Annotated in this window: 16 protein-coding genes and 1 tRNA gene; 10 read left to right on the forward strand and 7 right to left on the reverse strand. The window is 64.8% G+C overall.

What is annotated here, in order from left to right; genetic code table 11:
* Positions 1-12 precede the first annotated feature (12 nt).
* From WI560_RS07720 to WI560_RS07745, 6 genes are all read right to left on the reverse strand, one after another.
* The gene (locus WI560_RS07720; RefSeq protein ID WP_375307508.1) at positions 13-567 is read right to left on the reverse strand and encodes a nucleoside 2-deoxyribosyltransferase; all 555 of its coding nucleotides are present in this window, start codon (positions 565-567) and stop codon (positions 13-15) included.
* Positions 568-746: 179 nt separating this feature from the next.
* Positions 747-2,675, reverse strand: coding sequence for a 1-deoxy-D-xylulose-5-phosphate synthase (gene dxs, locus WI560_RS07725; protein WP_126256656.1), 1,929 nt, complete (start codon positions 2,673-2,675; stop codon positions 747-749).
* Positions 2,676-3,255: 580 nt separating this feature from the next.
* Positions 3,256-3,507, reverse strand: a complete 252-nt coding sequence (locus WI560_RS07730) for an exodeoxyribonuclease VII small subunit (protein WP_257193366.1) — start codon at positions 3,505-3,507, stop codon at positions 3,256-3,258.
* A gap of 74 nt (positions 3,508-3,581) precedes the next feature.
* Positions 3,582-4,511, reverse strand: a complete 930-nt coding sequence (locus tag WI560_RS07735) for a histone deacetylase family protein (protein WP_375307509.1) — start codon at positions 4,509-4,511, stop codon at positions 3,582-3,584.
* 132 nt (positions 4,512-4,643) lie between these two features.
* Positions 4,644-6,299 carry a bifunctional metallophosphatase/5'-nucleotidase gene (locus WI560_RS07740; RefSeq protein WP_375307510.1) on the reverse strand — a complete coding sequence of 552 codons (1,656 nt, stop codon included), beginning with the start codon at positions 6,297-6,299 and terminating at the stop codon, positions 4,644-4,646.
* 266 nt (positions 6,300-6,565) lie between these two features.
* Entirely contained in the window at positions 6,566-8,344 is a 1,779-nt protein-coding gene (locus WI560_RS07745; RefSeq protein WP_375307511.1) for an acyl-CoA dehydrogenase, read from the reverse strand.
* 258 nt (positions 8,345-8,602) lie between these two features.
* Between WI560_RS07745 and WI560_RS07750 the strand changes: the two genes are divergently transcribed.
* A tRNA-Gln gene (locus tag WI560_RS07750) sits at positions 8,603-8,677 on the forward strand.
* A gap of 73 nt (positions 8,678-8,750) precedes the next feature.
* Here WI560_RS07750 and WI560_RS07755 read toward each other — a convergent pair.
* On the reverse strand, positions 8,751-9,146 hold the full coding sequence (locus WI560_RS07755; protein WP_375307512.1) for a hypothetical protein: 396 nt from the start codon (positions 9,144-9,146) through the stop codon (positions 8,751-8,753).
* On the opposite strand from WI560_RS07755, the gene WI560_RS07760 reads away from it, so the two are divergent.
* From WI560_RS07760 to fabI, 9 genes are all read left to right on the forward strand, one after another.
* On the forward strand, positions 9,147-10,658 hold the full coding sequence (locus WI560_RS07760; RefSeq protein WP_375307513.1) for a glucan biosynthesis protein G: 1,512 nt from the start codon (positions 9,147-9,149) through the stop codon (positions 10,656-10,658). It begins immediately after the preceding gene.
* The gene (mdoH, locus tag WI560_RS07765) at positions 10,646-12,769 is read left to right on the forward strand and encodes a glucans biosynthesis glucosyltransferase MdoH (protein ID WP_375307514.1); all 2,124 of its coding nucleotides are present in this window, start codon (positions 10,646-10,648) and stop codon (positions 12,767-12,769) included. Before WI560_RS07760 ends, mdoH begins: the two co-directional genes overlap by 13 nt.
* Before the next feature lie 321 nt (positions 12,770-13,090).
* On the forward strand, positions 13,091-14,380 hold the full coding sequence (locus WI560_RS07770) for a DUF2254 domain-containing protein (protein ID WP_375307515.1): 1,290 nt from the start codon (positions 13,091-13,093) through the stop codon (positions 14,378-14,380).
* Positions 14,377-15,042 (forward strand): hypothetical protein, encoded by a 666-nt coding sequence (locus WI560_RS07775; RefSeq protein ID WP_257232270.1) that lies wholly within the window; start codon positions 14,377-14,379, stop codon positions 15,040-15,042. The genes WI560_RS07770 and WI560_RS07775 overlap by 4 nt, the downstream gene beginning before the upstream one ends.
* Positions 15,039-15,161: a hypothetical protein gene (locus WI560_RS07780; protein ID WP_375307516.1), complete on the forward strand. Its 123-nt coding sequence runs from the start codon at positions 15,039-15,041 to the stop codon at positions 15,159-15,161. The genes WI560_RS07775 and WI560_RS07780 overlap by 4 nt, the downstream gene beginning before the upstream one ends.
* A 60-nt stretch (positions 15,162-15,221) precedes the next feature.
* Positions 15,222-17,441: a DUF3141 domain-containing protein gene (locus tag WI560_RS07785; protein ID WP_375307517.1), complete on the forward strand. Its 2,220-nt coding sequence runs from the start codon at positions 15,222-15,224 to the stop codon at positions 17,439-17,441.
* A gap of 29 nt (positions 17,442-17,470) precedes the next feature.
* Positions 17,471-18,433 (forward strand): phosphate acetyltransferase, encoded by a 963-nt coding sequence (locus WI560_RS07790; protein ID WP_375307518.1) that lies wholly within the window; start codon positions 17,471-17,473, stop codon positions 18,431-18,433.
* A gap of 5 nt (positions 18,434-18,438) precedes the next feature.
* On the forward strand, positions 18,439-19,653 hold the full coding sequence (locus WI560_RS07795) for an acetate/propionate family kinase (protein WP_375307519.1): 1,215 nt from the start codon (positions 18,439-18,441) through the stop codon (positions 19,651-19,653).
* Positions 19,650-20,438, forward strand: coding sequence for an enoyl-ACP reductase FabI (gene fabI / locus WI560_RS07800; protein ID WP_375307520.1), 789 nt, complete (start codon positions 19,650-19,652; stop codon positions 20,436-20,438). Before WI560_RS07795 ends, fabI begins: the two co-directional genes overlap by 4 nt.
* The last annotated feature ends 21 nt before the right edge of the window (positions 20,439-20,459 follow it).

A 20,459-nucleotide genomic window follows, 5' to 3' on the forward strand; every position in this document is an offset into this window, starting at 1 on the left:
CGACTGAAAGGCTTATGTAGCGATCAATCGCGCGGCCGCCATCCGGACGCAAGCCTCGAACGCGGCCAGATCGTGCCAGACGTCGATGGGCGCCGCGGCCGGCGTCACCAGCGGGCAGCCATGCAGCTCCAGCGCATGGATCATCATGAGATTGTCGACGAGGCCGAAATCCTCGACGGTCAGGCCCTGCGCGTCGATCAACCGCCCGTCCTCGGACGTGACGTCCATGAAGCGGCTGAGGCGGTCGGCATAGCTGGCGCCGTCATTGGAATAAGCGAGGCAGAACTTGCCGCGGCCGGCCATGTAGCCGAGCTCGTAGACGGTGCCGGGATCGGCGCCGGCGCCGCGGAACGGGGTGAGGTTGGCGATGATGGCATCGGCCGCGTCCATCATCGCCTCGTTGCCGCAGAAGATCTGCCGCGCGGCGTCGCTCGCCGTGATGTCGATCGCGTTGTCGAGGGGATAGAGGCCGGTCAGGCCGTGTGCGGCGCAGACATCGACCTTGCGACGGCCGATCTCGATGGCATCCGGCAGGAACACGTCGGGACCTGCCAGATAGATTCTCATGGAAGTAACCCTGCCAAACGGCGAGCGCGGTGCAACACCTCTCCCATGGGGAGAGGTCGGCGCGTAGCGCCGGGTGAGGGGTTAAGCTCTCACGTGGGACCCGAACCCCTCACCCGGATTGCTATCGCAATCCGACCTCTCCCTACGGGAGAGGTGGGGTTCAGCGTCTGCCGCGACGATCAGGCCAGCTTGACCGTCTCGGCCTTGACGTCCTTGCCGAGTGCCTCGAACACCTTGGCGACGATGCCCTTGGCGTCGAGGCCGGCGCGGGCGTACATCGCGGCGGGCGTGTCGTGATCCTGGAACACGTCGGGCAGCACCATCGAGCGGAACTTGACCATGCCGCTGTCGAGCACGCCCTGGTCGGTCAGGAATTGCGCGACATGCGAGCCGAAGCCGCCGACCGAGCCTTCCTCGATCGTGATCAGGATCTCATGGTCGCGGGCGAGCTTGAGCACCAGCTCGGTATCCAGCGGCTTCATGAAGCGCGCGTCCGCGATCGTGGTGGACAGGCCGTGAGCGGCGAGCTCGTCGGCGGCCTTCTCGCATTCGGCGAGGCGCGTGCCGAAGGAGAGCAGGGCGATCTTGCTGCCCTGGCGGATCATGCGACCCTTGCCGATCTCGAGCGGAATGCCGACCTCGGGCATCTCGATGCCGCGGCCTTCGCCGCGCGGATAGCGCAGCGAGCTCGGACGGTCGTTGATCGCGACCTGGGTCGCCACCATGTGGACGAGCTCGGCCTCATCGGCCGCCGCCATGATCACCATGTTGGGCAGGCAGCCGAGATAGGCGTTGTCGAACGAGCCGGCATGCGTCGCGCCATCGGCGCCGACGAGACCGGCGCGGTCGATGGCGAAGCGGACGGGCAGGCTCTGGATCGCGACGTCGTGCACGATCTGGTCGTAGCCGCGCTGCAGGAAGGTCGAGTAGATCGCGCAGAACGGCTTGTAGCCTTCGGTGGCGAGACCCGCGGCAAACGTCACCGCGTGCTGCTCGGCGATACCGACGTCGAAGGTGCGGTCGGGGAAGGCCTTGTTGAAGATGTCGACGCCGGTGCCCGACGGCATCGCCGCGGTGATGGCGACGATCTTGTCGTCCTTCTGGGCTTCCTTGACCAGGCTCTGGCCGAACACGTTCTGATAGGCCGGCGCGTTCGGCTTGGCTTTCGCCTGGGTGCCGGTGGCGACGTCGAACTTGACGACGGCGTGGTACTTGTCGGCGGACGCTTCCGCGGGGCCGTAGCCCTTGCCCTTCTGCGTCACGACGTGGACCAGGATCGGGCCGGTCTCCATGTCGCGGACGTTCTTCAGCACGGGCAGCAGGTGGTCTAAATTGTGGCCGTCGATCGGGCCGACATAGTAGAAGCCGAGCTCCTCGAACAGGGTGCCGCCGTCCATCATGAAGCCGCGGGAATATTCCTCGACGCGGTTGGCGCGGTTGGCGATGATCTTGGGCAGGCGCTTGTTGATCTGCTTGGCCGCATCGCGCAGCGTGCGATAGGTCTTGCCGGAGTAGAGGCGCGACAGATAGGCGCTCATGGCGCCAACCGGCGGCGCAATCGACATGTCGTTGTCGTTGAGAATGACGATCAGGCGCGAGTTCATCGCACCCGCATTGTTCATGGCCTCGTAGGCCATGCCGGCCGACATCGCGCCGTCACCGATCACGGCTATGACGTTGTTCTTGCCGCCGGAGAGGTCGCGCGCCACCGCCATGCCGAGGCCGGCGGAGATCGAGGTCGAGGAATGCGCGGCGCCGAACGGATCGTAATCGCTCTCGCTGCGCTTGGTGAAGCCGGACAGGCCGCCGCCGGTGCGCAGGGTGCGGATGCGGTCGCGCCGGCCGGTGAGGATCTTGTGCGGATAGGCCTGGTGGCCGACGTCCCAGATCAGCCGGTCGCGCGGCGTGTCGAAGACGTAATGGATCGCGGTGGTGAGCTCGACCACGCCGAGGCCCGCGCCGAAGTGACCGCCGGTCACCGAGACGGCATCGATGGTCTCCTGCCGCAGCTCGTCGGCGACCTGGCGAACCTGCTCGACCTTGAGCTTGCGCAGGTCTTCCGGCGTCCGGATGGTGTCGAGAAGCGGCGTTTTACTGTATGCGTTCACGGCGATTTCCAATTTGTCAGCGCCGGAAGGTCGTTCCGGTGCGCGATGGGTTTGCACAATATCGGCGCAGCGCGAGTCCTAACCGTCGGAGCCACCTGCATGGGGCAAAGCCCCGTCTTCAAGCTTAGGTAAGCTTAAGTGCGCTCCGGTTCAGTCTCTGTGATCCCTGTCACTTAGATCGGCTTCGTCCGTCCCAAGCCAATTTCATTAGCAGTTTGAAGCTCTTGTCGTCGGTAATCGATGCCCACGCAAGGCTTGCAAAAAGCCACACTCCGCGCAGCTTTACACCAAAGCTGGGGCCAAAGCCAACCCGCCGGACCGATTAGGGGTATGCAGGTGCAACCGGCGGGCCAGAGTGGTTAACCGTGGCTGGGGAGGCCGGGTTCCAGGTTTGCCCGGTCCCTTGTCAGGCTTTTCGCGCTGTGGTGAGCCGTCTCGCGCAGGGAACCGTTCGGAGCCGGACCATCCCGGCCCATCGTCATGGAACCCGTCGCGGGCACGCTACGTGTGATCATGCGGACATGGCAGCCCAGCGAAGACATTTCACCAAGTGCGGTCGGAAATGGACAGGGGCACCGGCCTATTGAACGTCGAGCGGCGCCGTGCCGGAGGCTTGGCCGGTAGCATCGGTGGTGATCTTGTCGACCCGCGCCTCGGCCTGGCGCAGCAGCTCCTCGCAGCGGCGCTTCAGCGCTTCGCCACGCTCGTAGATCGTCACGGATTCCTCGAGCGGCACCTTGCCATCCTCGAGCCGCTTCACGATCGTCTCGAGTTCCTCGATCGCGCGCTCGAAGGTGAGCCTGGAGACGTCGACTTGGGTGTTTTCGGCCATATCCGTTTCCGATTGCCCGATTCGCTTGGCCCGCAGTGAAGGCGGGTTTTGCGGGCTTAATGTGGCGAGTGCTGTCAGGCGCCCATCAGGGCGCCGACATGCGCCGTAACAGATTCTTTCAATCCTTGCAGGTCATAGCCGCCCTCCAGCACCGAGACAACACGCCCACCGGCGGTCTTGTCGGCGAGATCCATCAGCTTGCGCGTCACCCAGGCATAATCCTCCGCGCGCAGGTTCAGCGAGGCCAGCGGATCGCGGTAGTGCGCGTCGAAGCCGGCGGAGATGACGAGCAGCTCGGGGCTGAATTTTTCGAGCTGCGGCAGGATCAAGTTCTCGAACGCGGAGCGGAATTCCGGCCCGCCGTCCTCGGAGGCGAGCGGCGCGTTGACGATGGTGTCGTGGTCGCCGCGTTCGCCCTTGGCGCCGGTGCCGGGAAACAGCGGCATCTGGTGCGTCGAGCAGTACATTACCGTCGGGTCCGACCAGAAGATGTCCTGCGTGCCGTTGCCGTGATGCACGTCGAAATCGACGATGGCGGCGCGCTTGATGCCGTACTTGCGCTGCGCATGGCGCGCGGCGATCGCAACGTTGTCGAAGAAGCAGAAGCCCATCGGCTTGCTGATCTCGGCGTGATGCCCGGGCGGACGCACCGCGACGAAGGCGTTGCGATGCTCGCCCGCCATCACCGCTTCGGTCGCCGCAACCGCACCGCCGACGCCGCGCATCACCGCTTCCCACGTGCCCGGCGACATCGACGTGTCGCCGTCGATATAGACCTGCCCGCTGGCCGGCGCGATGTGACGCAGCTCGGTGACGTAGTGCTCGTTGTGGCAGAGCGTGACGAGATCGAGATCGCCTTCCGGCGCCTGGTCGCGCGCCAGGAACTGGAAGCGTTCATGCGACAGCGCTTCCTCCACCGCACGCAGGCGATCCGGCCTCTCAGGGTGTCCCGGCGGGGTGACATGGTCGAGGCAGGCCTTGTGGGAAAGGAGAAGCGTGCTCATCAGGTCGGCCTCACAAGAAACGGGCTTTCGTCGTCGCTTGGCGCATCCGGCGCCAAAACGCAATGCAAAACCCAATCTAGGCGCTTGGGCGGCAATGGCAAAGGGGCGTCCGGCCGGGCCGTTTGACCCGGATCAATTCACCCGCAGGATGCGGGTCGGCGGCAGCGGACCGATCGGCCCGTGCGCCCGGAAGAACGCAAACAGCGCGTCGGCGTCGTAACCGCCATATTGCGGCGAGGTGCCCTGTTGGGCGACGGTAAAACCGTCGCCCCCGACGGCAAGGTAATCATTGAGCGTGACCCGGTAGCCGCTGCCGGGCTCGATCGGCCGGCCGTTGAGCGTCATCCTCTCGGGGATCACGCGCTCCCCGAATGGCTTCGACGCATCCCAGGCATAGCTGAATCCGTTCGACACCTGGAGGATCCGCGGCCGCTTTGGGTCGAGCCATTGCTGCTCGAGCATCGCCTTGAGCTGGCTGCCGGTCAGCGTGATCGTGACGAGGCGATTGCGGAACGGCTGGCTGGCGAAGACATCGCCGAAGGAAATCGCGCCGTTCTCCTTCGGCACGATGTCGGTGCGGATGCCGCCGGGATTGGTGAGCGCGATGACAGCGCTGCCATCCTTCGCATCGCGGGTTGCGAGCAATTGCGCGTCGGCGATGATGTCGCCGAGGGCGCTTTCGCCGGCCTCGTTCGGCACGCGCGACAATGTCTGGGTCACCGAGCCGGCGGGCCGGTTGGCGATCGGCGCGGAGAGCTTGTCGTAGGCGTCGATCAATGCGGTCTGCTCGGGATCCCTGGCCAGCGAAGCATTGGCGACGATGACGTTCTCGGCTTTCGCGCCGACGATGTCGCGCGTCGCGGCATCGAGCTTCAGGTCGATCGCAGTGACCAGCGTGCCGTATTTGTCGCCGCTGGTGACGAGCCGCCCGTCGATATCGCAGACATAGGCGCGGTGCGTATGACCGCTGACGACGACGTCGACGGCGCGGTCGAACTTCTTCACGATGTCGACGATCGGCCCGGTGATGGCGGGGCATTCGTTGTAGTCACCTGAGGGCTCGCCGCCCTGGTGGATCAGCACCACGATGGCCTCGACGCCGCGCGCCTTCAGCTGCGGCACCAGCGCGTTCACCGTCTCGGCCTCGTCGCGGAATTCGAGCCCCTTGATGCCCGATGGCGAGACGATGCCCGCGGTCTCCTTCAAGGTCAGCCCGATGAAGGCGACGGGGATGCCGTCGAATTCCCTGATCTCATAGGGCGGCAGCACGCTGTTGCCCGTCGCGGTCTCGATGGTGGATGCCGCCAGATAGCGGAACTTGGCGCCCGTGAAGGGATGCGGCCCCTGGCAGCCGTCGACCGGATGGCAGCCGCCGTTCTGCATCCTGAGCAGCTCGGTCGTGCCCTCGTCGAATTCGTGATTGCCGACGGAGGTGATCGCCAGCCCCATCATCGAGAGCGATTCGATCGAGGGCTCGTCGTGAAACATCGCCGACAGGAAAGGGCTCGCGCCGATCAGGTCGCCGGCGGCGACGAAGATCGTGTTCTTGTGCCCTTCGCGCAGCTGCTTGACCAGCGTCGCCAAATATTCAGCGCCGCCGGCCGCCACCATCACCTTCTTGCTCTTGTCCTCGGGATCTCCGATGCGGATGCCGCCCGGCGGCGGCCGCAAATTGCCGTGGAAATCGTTGATCGCGAGGATGCGCAGCTCGATCGGTGCGGCGGTCTGGGCCGAGGCGGGGAGGGCCCAGGTGAGGGCGAGTGCGGCGAAGATGGATTTGTATCGCATGGAGCCAGATTAAGCGTTCAGCGCGAAGATTTCACGAACGTTTCTCGCCGTCATTCCCGAGGGCTCGCGACTCCGTTGAGAAGCGAGGCGGAGGCCGCGGCGTCGCAACTTTGAGCCGAGTTGCCCCTCGTGCCCCGTACGCAGCGCAGCGCTACTTCAGCGGTGCGCTGCAGAGCCGGGCCCATGTCGCCGCGATCTCTTCCCTGCCATATGTCCCGACCCTGCACAGCGACGCATTGCAGTGCGTCCGGGACACATCAAGCAACCTATCCCAGCAGCACCGCATCCGCCGCCGCGACCGATTCCGCGCTCTCCGTCACCGTGCGCTCGAGCGCGCCGGCCTGCACGGTGATGTTCTCGGCGAAGAAGCGCGCGAGGGAGACGTAGCGCGCGGCGTCGGTGTTGCCGTCGGCCTTGGCGGCGAGCGCCTCGGACGCGAGCAGGCAGCCGCCGAGCGTGGCGCCGAACTGCTGCAAGTAGGGCGTCGCGCCGGCGAGCGCATCGTTCGGTGCCGACGTGACGCGCTCCAGCAGCCACTTGCTGGTGCGCGTCAGCGCCTCCAGCGCCTCGCGCAATTTGGCTCCTGTGGTGCCGAAAGCGGGATCGTTGGAGGCCTCGACCCTCTTGACGGTTGCCGCGAGCTCGTCGAGCAGCGCCCACACCGAGGCACCGCCATTGGCAGCCAACTTGCGTGTGACGAGGTCGATCGCCTGGATGCCGTTGGTGCCCTCGTAGATCGCGGTGATGCGGGCGTCGCGATAGTGCTGCGCCGCGCCGGTCTCCTCGATGAAGCCCATGCCGCCATGGATCTGCACGCCGAGATAGGCGACCTCGTTGCCGATGTCGGTGGAATAGGCCTTGGCCATCGGCGTCAGCAGCGCCGCACGCGCTGCGGCTTCAGTGCGCACCTTCGGGTCCTTGGCGCGTGTCGAGACGTCGATCGCGACCGCGGTCGCATAGCAGATGGTGCGCGCGGCGGCCGTCTGCGCCCGCATCCGCATCAGCATGCGCTTGACGTCGGGATGAACAAAGATCGCATCCGAGCCGTCGGTCTTGCTGCCGACCGCGCGACCCTGCTTGCGCTCCTGGGCATACGACAGCGCCTGCTGATAGGCGCGGTCGGCAACGCCGACGCCCTCGAGGCCGACGCCGAGGCGGGCCTGGTTCATCATCGTGAACATGCAGCGCATGCCCTGGTTCTCTTCGCCGATCAGGAAGCCGATGGCGCCGCCGTGATCGCCCATGGTCATGGTGCAGGTGGGGGAGGCATGCATGCCGAGCTTGTGCTCGACGCCGCTGGCAAAGATGTCGTTGCGTGCGCCGAGCGAGCCGTCCTCATTGACCATGAACTTGGGCACCAGGAACAGCGAGATGCCCTTGGTGCTGGCGGGCGCGTCGGGCAGGCGGGCCAGCACGAAATGCACGATGTTGTCGGTCATATCGTGCTCGCCATAGGTGATGAAGATCTTCGTCCCCTTGATCCGATAGGTGCCGTCGGCCTGCTTCTCGGCGCGGGTCCGCAGCGCGCCGACGTCGGAGCCGGCCTGCGGCTCGGTGAGCTGCATCGTGCCGGTCCATTCGCCGGAAACGAGCTTCTCCAGATAGATCTTCTTCAGCTCGTCGCTGCCGTGCGCGTCCAGCGCCTCGATCGCCGAGGCCGTCAGCAGCGGGCAGAGGCCGAAGGCGACGTTGGCCGCGCTCCAGATCTCGGTGCAGGCGGCATTGATCGCGATCGGCAGGCCCTGGCCGCCGAAATCTTCGGGGCCGGACACCGCGTTCCAACCGCCTTCGGTCCAGCGCTTGTAGGCGTCCGGCCAGCCCGGCGCGGTCGTGACCTTGCCGTCGTCGAGCTTGATGCCGTGCTCATCGCCCACCTTGTTGAGCGGCGCCAGCACGTCGGTTGCGAACTTGCCGGCCTCCTCCAGCACCGCCGCGGCGATGTCCGCGTCGAAATCGCCGTAATGACCGGCCTCTACCGCGGCCTTGAGGCCGGCGCCATGGTTGAGCGACAGCAGCATGTCATTGATCGGCGCGCGGTAGGTCATGGCTCACTCCCGTGGACAAATATTGGCGCCGTATTCTCACGAAACGGGGGCGGTCTCAATGCCCGCAAGGCCGGCCGGGTGTCCGCCGGATCCTCCGGGTTCTTCTCAACGGAGTGAGGCGTGGCGGATCGGTGGACCGGTGTGGTATTTTGACCCTCCAGGCGGTTGAAATGCCGCGCCTCTCCCTATAGACCGGCTGCGACCGAGCGGAATCTGCGGGGGGGGGGCTGGCTCTCCCGTCGTGCCTCGGTCGCCTGATGGGGCGTAGCCAAGCGGTAAGGCAGCGGATTTTGATTCCGCCATTCGGAGGTTCGATCCCTCCCGCCCCAGCCAGATGCCCTGCTGCCCCTGAAAAAGCTGACGAAACCGGCCTGGCTGGGGAGCTGATGCACAGCTCTGCGACACATCACTGCTGCACAGGGTGTGTTTTGCAATGGCCGTCCACATCTTTCATCGTGATGCCGTGTATTACCGGCGGCGCCGAGCCCCCCGCGTGCTTGCCAATATCCTGGATCGCCCGCATGTTTTTCTGAGCCTCCGATCGCGGCAGCGCCGCCGTCGTGTTCATGAAGGCGTTGACGATCGTCCCTTTGATCTTTGCCAGCATCGAGCAGTTGAGATGTCCGTCCTCCGAACTGGAGGTCGGCACGGCAGAATGAACCTCGTCGAACCCCAAATCCGTCGTTTTGAACCAGCTGGCCTTACGCCTGTTGACCGCGGCTCCATTCGGACCGCACGGGTGGAACTCGCGGGCGCTGTGCCCGTTGCTTGGCCGCGGCAGCAGTAGCGAGTAGGAGAACACGTGAACCGACGCCAGCTTGTTCGAGGGTCGGCGTTGCTGCCGGCGGTGCTGCTCGCTTCGCGGGCCGGCTTCGCCGCTGCTCGTCCATCCGATGGCGCGTTCGAGCCGTCGGCGGTCAGGAATCTGGCCCGCATGCTGGCGGACAAGCCCTATGAGGCGCCGGACGAGAAGCTGCCGGGCGGCTTGAAGGATCTTGACTATGATCAGTACCGCTCGATCCGCTTCCTGCCGGAGCGCGCGCTCTGGCGCGGCAAGAATCTTCCATTCGAAGCGCAGTTCTTCCATCGCGGCTTCTTCTACAAGAACCGCGTGAACATCTTCGAGGTCGCGGACGGAAAGGCCAGCGAGATCAAATACCGCAAGGAAGACTTTTCCTTCGGCGAGAAGGTGCCGGCGTTCGAGGAGGCCGATCTCGGCTTCGCCGGCTTCCGCATCCACGCGCCGATCAATCGCCCTGACTACTACGACGAGGTCTGCGTCTTCCTGGGCGCGAGCTACTTCCGCGCCGTCGCCAAGGGGCAGACTTACGGGCTTTCCGCCCGCGGGCTTTCGATCGATACCGGCGAAGCCAAGGGCGAGGAATTTCCGCTGTTCAAGGCTTTCTGGCTCGAGCGGCCGGCGCCCGGCGCGACCTCGCTGGTGATCCATGCTCTGCTCGACAGCAAGAGCTGCGCGGCGAGCTATCGATTCACGGTGCGGCCCGGGGACACGACGGTGTTCGACGTCGAGATGTCGGTCTACCCGCGTGTGGAGATGCAGCGGGCCGGCCTTGCGCCGATGACGAGCATGTTCTTCTACGGCCCGAACGACCGCAACGATATCGACGATTTCCGTCCCTCCGTTCACGATTCCGACGGGCTCGCGATCTTCAACGGCAAGGGCGAAAGCCTGTGGCGGCCGCTCAGCAATCCCCGTGACCTCCAGATCAGCACCTTTCAGGATCTCAATCCGCGCGGCTTCGGCCTGATGCAGCGGGAGAGAAACTTCGCTGCCTATCAGGACATCGAATCCAGCTTCGAACGGCGCCCAAGTCTCTGGATGGAGCCGATCGGCGACTGGGGCGAGGGCGGGGTCGTGCTGTTCGAGATCCCGACCAAGGAGGAGGTCCACGACAACATCGCCGCGTTCTGGCGGCCCAAGAACCCGCTGCAGGCCAAGGGCGAGCACAACTACACCTATCGGCTGCATTGGGGACCGGACAGCCCAAAGCCGCATTCACTCGCCCGCTTCACGCGCACAGGCATCGGCGCGAGGGGCGAAGACGCCCGCCTGTTCGTCCTCGATCTGGTCGGGGACAACCTGAAAGGCATCGATCCTGAGAGGGTCAAAGGCGTGGTCACGGCGGAGAGGTCGGACGTGAAGAACATCGTCACGCAGCTCAACCCCTACACCGGTGGCTGGCGGCTGAGCTTCCAGTGCCAGGTCAAGGGCGAGCCGATCGAGCTGCGGGCGTTGCTCGCCGAAGGCGACAAGCCGTTGTCGGAAGTCTGGGTCTATCGATGGGCGCCCTGAACCCGGCACCGCGATCGATCGCCGGCGATATCGCGAGCCAACGCCTGCTGCCGCGCGAGTCCCCGCTTGCCATGGCTCCGGGCGATCTCAGGAAGAATCGGGCACCGGACCGTGTTCCTGCACCGGCCGCGACCACCATGGCTTGGCGGCGCGGCTTGATCCTGCTCTCGACGGCCGCGCTGACCGGGGCGGGCGGGTACGAGATGTATCGCGTGCTGCAGGTCGGCGGTGTCACCGTCCTCGAAGCCATGGTGCTGGCGCTATTCCTCGTCCTGCTCGCCTGGGTCGCCTTTTCCTTCGCCTCCGCGGTGGCAGGCTTCTTCGTGCTGCTGGCCCATCGTCCCGATGGGGATGCCTTCGCGCCTGGTGTGGAGCTGCCCGCGATCGCAAGCCGCACGGCGATGCTGCTTCCCACCTACAACGAAGACCCGCACCGATTGACGGCCCGGCTCCGGGCCATCATCGAATCCGTGGAAGCGACCTCGCATGGAGAGCTGTTCGACTGGTTCGTTCTGAGCGACAGCACCGATCCGGACATCTGGGTCGCCGAGGAAAAGGCGCTGCTCGCATTGCGACAGGCCATCGGAACGCCGCGGCTGTACTATCGTCACCGGGCCGACAACACGGCGCGCAAGGCCGGCAACATCTCGGAGTGGATCACCCGGTTCGGCGCCGTCTACGACTTCATGATCGTGCTCGACGCCGACAGTCTCATGAGCGGCGAGACCATCGTGCGATTGGTCCATGCCATGGAGACCAACCCGACCGCGGGGTTGGTCCAGACGCTGCCCATGATCGTCAACGCGCGAAGCCTGTTCAGCCGCGTCCAGCAATTCGCCGGCCGCCTGTACGGTCCGCTGATCGCCGCCGGCGTCGCTTGGTGGCATGGCTCCGAAGGCAATTACTGGGGCCATAACGCCATCATCCGCGTGAAGGCGTTCGCCGAGGCGGCTGCGCTGCCGCAGCTGCGGGGGCGGAAGCCGTTCGGCGGGCACATCCTCAGCCACGATTTCGTCGAAGCCGCGCTGATGCGGAGGGCCGGGTGGGGCATCCATATGCTGCCGAGGCTCGGTGGAAGCTATGAAGAAGTGCCGCCCTCGCTGCTCGACTTCGCGGCGCGCGACCGACGCTGGTGCCAGGGCAATCTGCAGCATCTCGCCGTTGTGCCGGCGCGAGGTCTTCACTGGGTGTCACGCCTGCATTTCATGGTGGGCATCGGGGCCTATCTGACGGCGCCGCTATGGCTGCTGTTCCTGCTGCTGGGAATGGTGATCTCCCTCCAGGCCCGCTTCGTGCGTCCGGAGTATTTCCCAAAGGGCTTCTCGTTGTTTCCGACCTGGCCGGCCCAGGATCCCGTGCTCGCGATCTGGGTGTTCGTCGCCACCATGGGCCTGTTGCTGTTGCCGAAGCTGTTCAGCCTTGTGCTCGTCTGGACGCGGCCATCGGCGCGCAGGCAGTTCGGCGGCGCATTGCGTACCTCGGCCGGAGTCTTGGCCGAGATTGTCGTGTCGGCGCTGATGGCGCCCGTGATGATGATCTTCCAGTCGATCGCGGTGGTGGAGATCCTGGCCGGCCGCGATGCGGGCTGGCAGACGCAAAGGCGCGACGACGGTACGGTGGAGCGCCGGGAGCTCTATCGGAAATACGGCGTTCCAACCCTGTGCGGCGTCGTGATGGCCGCAAGCGCGTACGCCGTTTCGTTGCCCCTTCTGCTCTGGATGTCGCCGGTCATCGTCGGGTTGCTGTTCGCCGTTCCCATCGGCGCGCTGACGGCCAATCCCGCGTCCGGCAAATTGTTCGCCACGCCGGAAGATCGAGAACCGCCTCCGGTCCTGCGTCGCGCGAACGAATTGAGCGCCTCGGCGGCTGGTGGGATCAAACCGGCCTTGACGGAGCTGCGCGAAGACGCTGCGCTCCTGGCCTTCCACCTCGCGCAGCTGCCGCCTCCCCGCGTAGCGCGCCCCGACACGATCGACCCGAATTTGGCGGTCGGCCGTGCCAAGATCGATGCGAGTGATGGCTTCGAGCAGGCGGCTGCGCATCTGTCCGCCCGGGAGATCTTTTCGATCCTGAATGACGGCTCGGTGCTGTCGTCGGTGTTGGGGAAGTGACGAACCCCGCGCCCGCGGTCATCGGTCGTCGCGCACTCGAAAGGGATCTGCGGCATCGTCGTGGCCGGAGCGGCTGCTGAAAAACATCAGAGCCATGAGTCCGCAAAAGACGAAGTCCTCCTGCGCCGATCAAGGGTGACCTTCTGGTGCGCTTCTATGCGCTCGACCACGTCGATATCGTGGCGCCCGCCCAAGAGGTCAGCGTTGATCCCAGCGGGCGGTACGCACCCTTGATCAAGATCAACGAACCGCGCGCGAGCGCGAGGATGCTGTCACGTGCCGAGCGGACCGGACGGCATTCGGGCAGTGAAAGGAAGTGGCATGCAGCTTTGGCTGATACCCACGCTCTACGCGATCGGGAGCGTCGCGGCCGGCTTTCTGGTGCCGCGCCTGGAATCCACGTTCTTGGCGGTCAGTCTCAATCTGTCGACGTCCTCCGCCCAGGCTTACCTGTCGGCGGTTGCCTCGGGCATGATGGCGCTGACCGGCATCGTGTTTTCGATCGCTTTCGTGCTCGTTCAATTCAATGCCGTGGTCTATTCGCCCCGTCTCGTGGTCTGGTTTGCGCGCGACCGGCTGCTGTTCCACTCGCTCGGTATGTTCGTCGCGACCTTTATGTACAGCCTCTCCACGCTGGCCTGGGTCGATCGCCAGGGGGCTGAAGGCGTGCCATTTCTCTCGGCCGCGATCGTCGCAGCCATGCTGGTGGCGAGCGTGTTGATGCTGGCGCAGCTTGTTCAGCGCTTGAACAATCTCCAGATCATCCGGGTCCTGCAGGCGCTCGGCGATACGGGCCGGCGGGTCATCGTCAGCACGTATCAGGCAGTCCCGTGGCGCACGTCCGGCAAAGCCGTGCGAGCGCAACATTTTCAAGGTCCGCCGGAGCTGACGGTCAAGCATATCGGCAATCCGCAGTCGGTGACGTCGATCGACATCGCCGGGCTGGTTGGCCATGCCCGCCGCATGGACGGCTTGATCATGATGGAGTGCGGCGTCGGGGATACCTTGCTCGAAGGCAGCGTGATCCTGCATGCGCACGGAGCGGATGCCCTCGTTAGAGAGAAGCAGCTGAGTGCATGCGTTCATCTCGACGAGCAGCGCACTTTCGAGCAGGACCCGAAGTATGCGATGCGACTTCTCGTCGATGTCGCGATCAAGGCGCTGTCCCCCGCCATCAACGACCCGACGACGGCCGTGCAGGCCATCGACCAGATCGAGGATATGCTGCGGCGGCTGGCCAAATGTGATCTGGAGGCGTGCCGGGCGTACGACGATGACGGCGTTCTCAGGGTGGTCTACCGGATGCCGACCTGGGAGGACTATCTCGCGCTGGCCTTCGACGAAATCCGCCAGTTCGGATCGACCTCCATTCAGGTCATGCGCCGCCTGCGCGCCGCTCTTGCCGAGCTCGGCGACTGCGCCCGCGGGGAGCACGCAAAACTCGTCCGCGACTATCTCGGTCACCTCGATTCCGGGATCGAACGGTCGAGCTTTGATGCGCAGGACCGCGCCGCGGCCCGCATCGAGGACCGGCAGGGTCTCGGCTTGTCACATCACCACGGCGTGGCGAGTCCGGCAGCCTCGAACGAAAAGGGGCGGGCGGTCTCGTGATCACGCAAGCAACCGGATTGACGCGGGCGAGATTGCGAGCCCCGCGCGTGGCGGCCGCGGCGGGGATTCTGTTTTCGCTGCTGCTTCTCGCGGTGTTCTGGTTGATGCGGCGGTCCGTGCCGGCCGATCCGCTCGAGCCGGGTGCGTGGCTGCACGGCGGGACCAGCAACGTCGCCTTGGCATTGAACCTCGTGCCCTTCGCGGGCGTGGCGTTCCTGTGGTTCGTCGGCTTTCTGCGCGATCGGCTCGGCACGCGCGAGGACCAGTTCTTTGCGACGATCTTCTTCGGTAGCGCTGTCCTGATGCTGGCTATGTTGTTCGCCGCCGCCGCGGTGATCGGCGCCGTCATTCTGGCTTTCCACGCTGCGCCGAACGTGCTGATCAACTCCGCGACGTTCCATTTCGGCCGCGGCCTGGCGTACGGAATGGTCAACATATACCTGGTCAAGACGGCCTCCGTGTTCATGATGACGACGTCGACCATCGCCCTCTACACGGGACTCACGCCGCGCTGGCTCGCCTATGGCGGATATGGCGTCGCCGCCATCCTTCTCATCGGAAGCTACTACATCGACTGGAGCCTCGTCGTCTTTCCATTCTGGGTGTTGCTGGTGAGCATCAACATCTGGCTCACAAAAGATGGGGGCGAGGTGCGCCCGTGAGGACGCTGCGCCAGCTTCCCACGGGAGAGGAGCTGATGGTCCTTACCGTCGGCTTCGAGCCCGACGTCACCACGGCAGGTCCGCTGACGCTGTCTCAATCGGGCCGACCGTTGACCTAAGTCAACGTATCCCGGCGCCCTCGCGCTCTCAATGGATGCGCGGACGAGAGAGGTCGGAACATGTCGATGGAAACTCCAAATCTACCGGGCGGCCCCCTGTCCGGGCTTGTCGCCTCGGCGGTCGAATATCTGGTCGACGCAGGGCAGCGCAGCGTGCTGTTCCTGGACATCATGCGCCGACGAGGCGACCAGTATCGCGAGCACGTCGCGCAGACCGCTCCGCATGTCCTGCAATATGCCGCCGAACTGATCATCGATGGCCGCAAGCTCGATGAGCCGGTCAACTACGCATTGGTCCGCATCATTCCGCCCAAGGGCGTCGAGATTGATTCCGAGCGGCGGCCGTTCATCGTGGTCGATCCACGCGCCGGGCACGGCCCGGGCATCGGTGGCTTCAAGGCCGACAGCGAGATCGGCGTCGCGATGAAAGCGGGTCATCCCTGCTATTTCGTCGGCTTCCTGCCGGAGCCGATGCCGGGACAGACCATCGAGCGCATCGCTCGCGCTGAGGCGCTGTTCATCGAAAAGGTGATCAGCCTGCATCCCAAGGCCGATGGCAAACCCTGCGTGATCGGCAATTGCCAGGCCGGCTGGGCTGTCATGATCCTGGCGTCGTTGCGGCCAGAGCTGTTCGGGCCATTGATCATCGCCGGCGCGCCGCTGGCCTATTGGGCGGGCGTGCACGGCAAGTATCCGATGCGTTACTCGGGCGGACTGCTGGGGGGAAGCTGGCTGACCGCGCTTGCCAGCGATCTCGGCGCCGGCAAGTTCGACGGCGCCTGGCTGGTGCAGAACTTCGAGAACCAGAATCCGTCCAACACCCTGTGGACCAAGCAGTACAACGTCTATTCCAAGGTCGACACCGAAGCCGACCGTTATCTCGAGTTCGAGCGCTGGTGGGGCGGCCACGTCAATCTCAACGCCGAGGAAATCCAGTTCATCGTCGATGAATTGTTCATCGGCAACAACCTGGCCGCGGGCAGGATCGAGATGTCCGACGGCAAGAAGGTGGACCTGCGAAACATTCGATCGCCCATTCTGGTGTTCTGCTCCGAGGGCGATAACGTCACGCCCCCGCAGCAAGCGCTGGACTGGATTCTGGATTGCTACGCGGATGTCGACGAGATCAGGGCTTACGGGCAGACCATCGTTTATACGGTTCACCAGAGCGTCGGCCATCTCGGTATTTTCGTCTCCGGCGGCGTCGCCAAGAAAGAGCATGCGGAATTCTCCGAGAACATCGATCTGATCGATGTGCTGCCGCCGGGGCTCTATGAGGCGACTTTCGAGGCCAAGGACGAGGAGACGACGAGCTCGGATCTTGTCGTCGGCAAGTGGGTCATGCGCTGCGAGGCGCGGACGCTCGACGACATCCGGGCGATGGGCGGCAATTCGCCCGAGGACGAACGGCGTTTCGCCGCCGCCAAGCGTGTCTCCGAGGTCAATCTCGCCGCTTACCGGAAGTTCGTCCAGCCCTGGATCAAGAACGTCGTGAGCCCGCAAGCGGCGGAAACGATGCGCAACCTGCATCCTTTGCGGCTGCAGTACGAGGCCTTCAGCAGCCAGAACCCGCTGATGGCCGCTGTCAAGTCGGCCGCAGAGGAGATCGGAGACAAGCGCAAGCCGGCGTCGAAGGACAATCCGTTCCTGGCGTTCCAGGAGCAGATGTCCAAACAGATCGTCCATGCGCTCGATAGCTGGCGCGACGCAACCGAGGCTCTGAGCGAGACGGTCTTTCTCAATCTGTACGGCTCACCGGCCGTTCAGGCAGCGCTGGGGATCGATCCAAAGTCAGAGCCGTCGCGCCGGCGGGAAATGTCAGCCGAGCACCGGGCGATGCTCGAGGCGCGGATTGCCGAACTGAGGTCCAGAATCGGCGAGGGTGGGCCTCGTGAAGCAGCCATCCGGAGCCTGCTCTACATCGGCTCGGCCCGGGGAATGGTCGACGAGCGCAGCATCGAGGCGCTCCGCCGGGTCCGGCGCGACTACGGCGGGCCGCGTCTGTCGCTCGCCGAGTTCAAGATGCTGGTTCGTGAGCAGTTCTTCATGCTGCTCCTGGATCAGGAGGGAGCCCTCGCAGCCATCTCAAGAATGCTGCCTGATGATGTCAATCAGCGCCGGAGTCTGTTCGAGTCCATGTTGGACGTGCTCTCCGCCAGCGGCGAGCTTGTCGGTGAGCCCGCAAGGCGCTTCCAGCGAATTGCGGCGCTTCTTGGCCTCAACACGGAAGAAGGGGGCACGAACAACGTTGCCCCTTTCGACCAGGCGAGAGCGTCGTAGCGGCCGTTCAGAGGATCGGGAGCAAAGTCATGGCAGCGGAAACCGGGCAATCGCAATCGTCCAGCAAGTACGATCGGCTGATCGCGGCAGCCAGGGCCGTTCCTGCGGTCCCAACCATCGTGGTGCATCCCTGCGACGAGACTTCGCTGCGTGGGGCCGTCGACAGCGCACAAGCCGGCATCATCCGGCCCATCCTGGTCGGCCCTGAAGGTAAGGTCAGGGATACCGCCAGAAAGTTCGATCTCGACATCTCGGGCTTCGAGGTCGTCGATGCCGCGCATAGCGAGGACGCCGCCAGCAAAGGGGTCGAGCTGGTCCACGCTGCAAAGGGCGAGATGCTGATGAAGGGCAGCCTGCACACGGACGAGCTGATGCGGGCCGTCACGGCAAAGGCCGGAGGTCTGCGCACTGATCGCCGCATCAGCCATGTGTTCGTCATGGACGTGCCGGCCTATGCGGAGACCTTGTTCGTCACGGACGCTGCCATCAACATCTTTCCCGACCTCGACGCCAAGCGCGACATCATCCAGAATGCGATCGACCTCTACACGCAGGCTGGCTTCGGCAAGGCACCGCGCGTGGCCATCCTGTCGGCGGTCGAGACCGTCACCTCCAAGATTCCATCGACCATCGAGGCGGCTGCGCTGTGCAAGATGGCTGATCGCGGCCAGATCACCGGTGGCGTGCTCGATGGGCCGCTGGCGTTCGACAATGCGATCGACCCGGAGGCGGCACGCATCAAGGGCATCAAGTCCGAGGTCGCAGGCCGGGCGCAGATTCTCGTCGTCCCCGATCTCGAGGCCGGGAACATGCTGGCAAAGAATCTCGCCTACTTCGCCAGGGCCGATGGGGCCGGCATCGTGCTCGGCGCTCGCGTGCCGGTGGTCTTGACCTCGCGGGCCGATACGCCGCGAGCGCGAATGGCCTCTTGTGCGGTGGCATCGCTTTACGCCAACGCGCGCCGCCAGCATGCGCCCACAATCGCCGCGTGATCGCCATGGACACGATCCTCGTCGTCAACGCCGGCTCTTCCAGCGTCAAGTTCCAGATCTTCTCGGTCGAGGGTGAGGGCCGGTTGCGGCGGCAGATCAAGGGACAGATGGATGGCATCGGCAGCCGGCCGCGGCTGAAGGCAAGCGGCGCGGCGGGTGATCCCCTGGCCGACCGTGCCTACCCGATCGAAGCGGTGCCGGACGTTTCAACCGCGATGGGCATCGCCGGCGCCTGGCTCCGCGAGGAGCTTCGCATTCACCCGATCGCGGTCGGGCATCGGGTGGTGCATGGGGGCCCGGACTACGACAAGCCGGTCCTGATCGATCACGGCGTGGTGGCCCGGCTCGAGCGCTTCGCCAACCTTGCACCGCTGCACCAGCCGCATAACCTCGCCCCAATCCGCTCGATCCTGACGAACTTTCCGGCATTGCCGCAGGTCGCCTGCTTCGACACCGCATTCCATCGCACACATGGGGCTCTGGCGGACTATTACGCGATCCCGCATCAGCTTCATGCCGAGGGCGTGCGGCGCTACGGCTTTCATGGCCTGTCCTATGAGTACATCGCCCGGAACCTGCCGAACGTCGCGCCAGAGATCGCGAAGCGCCGGGTGATCGTGGCTCACCTCGGCAGCGGCGCCTCGATGTGCGCCATGAAGAATGGGCGGAGCGTCGAGAGCACCATGGGCTTCACCGCACTGGATGGTCTGCCGATGGGAACGCGGCCGGGCCAGCTCGATCCGGGCGTCGTGCTCTACCTCATGGCCGAGAAAGGCATGTCGGCTGCGGGCGTGCAGGACTTCCTCTATCGCGAATGCGGGTTGAAAGGCCTTTCCGGGGTCAGCAACGACATGCGCGAGCTGGAAAAGAGCGAGGATCCCAAAGCAAAGCTTGCGATCGACTATTTCGCCTATCGGATCGGCCTCAACGCCGGCATGCTGGCGGCCGCTCTGCAAGGTCTCGACGCCTTCGTCTTCACCGCCGGGATCGGCGAGAACTCCGCAACCATTCGCGCCCGCGTCGTCGAGCAGTTCGGTTGGCTCGGCGTGGCGCTTGATCCGGTCCAGAACGCGCGTCATGCGCAATTGATCTCGCAGCCCGGCAGCCTCATTCCGGTTTTCGTCGTCCCGACCGACGAAGAGCTGATGATTGCGCAGCACACGCTGTCGCTTCTGATCAGCACACCATCGAGCAACCCCAGACAAGAGAGGGTGTCATGATTCCCGTTTATCCGGATACCAAGGTCGCCTTGAAGGGCAAGAAGGGGCTCGTCGTCGGTATCGCCAACGATCAATCCATCGCCTGGGGCTGCGCCAGGGCTTTTCGGGCGCTCGGAGCCGAGCTCGCCGTGACCTATCTCAATGACCGCGCGAAGAAGCACGTCGAGCCGCTCGCACAGGCGTTGGAAGCGCCGATCTTCGTGCCGCTCGACGTCATGGCCGAAGGCCAGACGGAGCAGGTCTTCGAACGAATCGCGAAAGAGTGGGGGCAGCTCGACTTCCTGCTGCACTCGATCGCCTTCTCGCCCAAGGAAGCGCTGCATGGCCGCGTCGTCGACGTCGGACGCGAGGGCTTCCTCAAGACCATGGAGGTCTCCTGCTGGTCCTTCCTGCGGATGGCTCATCTGGCCGAGCCCCTGATGAAGAACGGCGGCACGATGTTCACCATGACCTATTATGGCAGCCAGATGGTGGTCGAGAACTACAACATCATGGGTGTGGCGAAGGCGGCGCTGGAATCGGCGGTTCGTTACGCGGCAGCCGAGCTGGGCCCGAAGGGCATCCGCGTGCATGCGATCTCGCCGGGACCGCTGGCCACCCGCGCGGCCTCAGGCATTCCTGAATTCGACGAGCTGATGGACAAGGCGCAATCGAAGGCGCCGGCTCGCAGTTTGGTAAGCATCGACGACGTCGGCAACGCCACCGCGTTCCTGGCGCTCGACGGCGCCAAGCTGATGACGGGCGGTGTGCTGTACATCGATGGCGGTTATCACATCATCGACTAGATGATACTCCAACCGATCGCG

Origin of the sequence: Bradyrhizobium sp. A11 (genome assembly GCF_042077125.1) — a bacterium.
GTDB classification, from domain to species: Bacteria; Pseudomonadota; Alphaproteobacteria; order Rhizobiales; family Xanthobacteraceae; genus Bradyrhizobium; species Bradyrhizobium japonicum_B.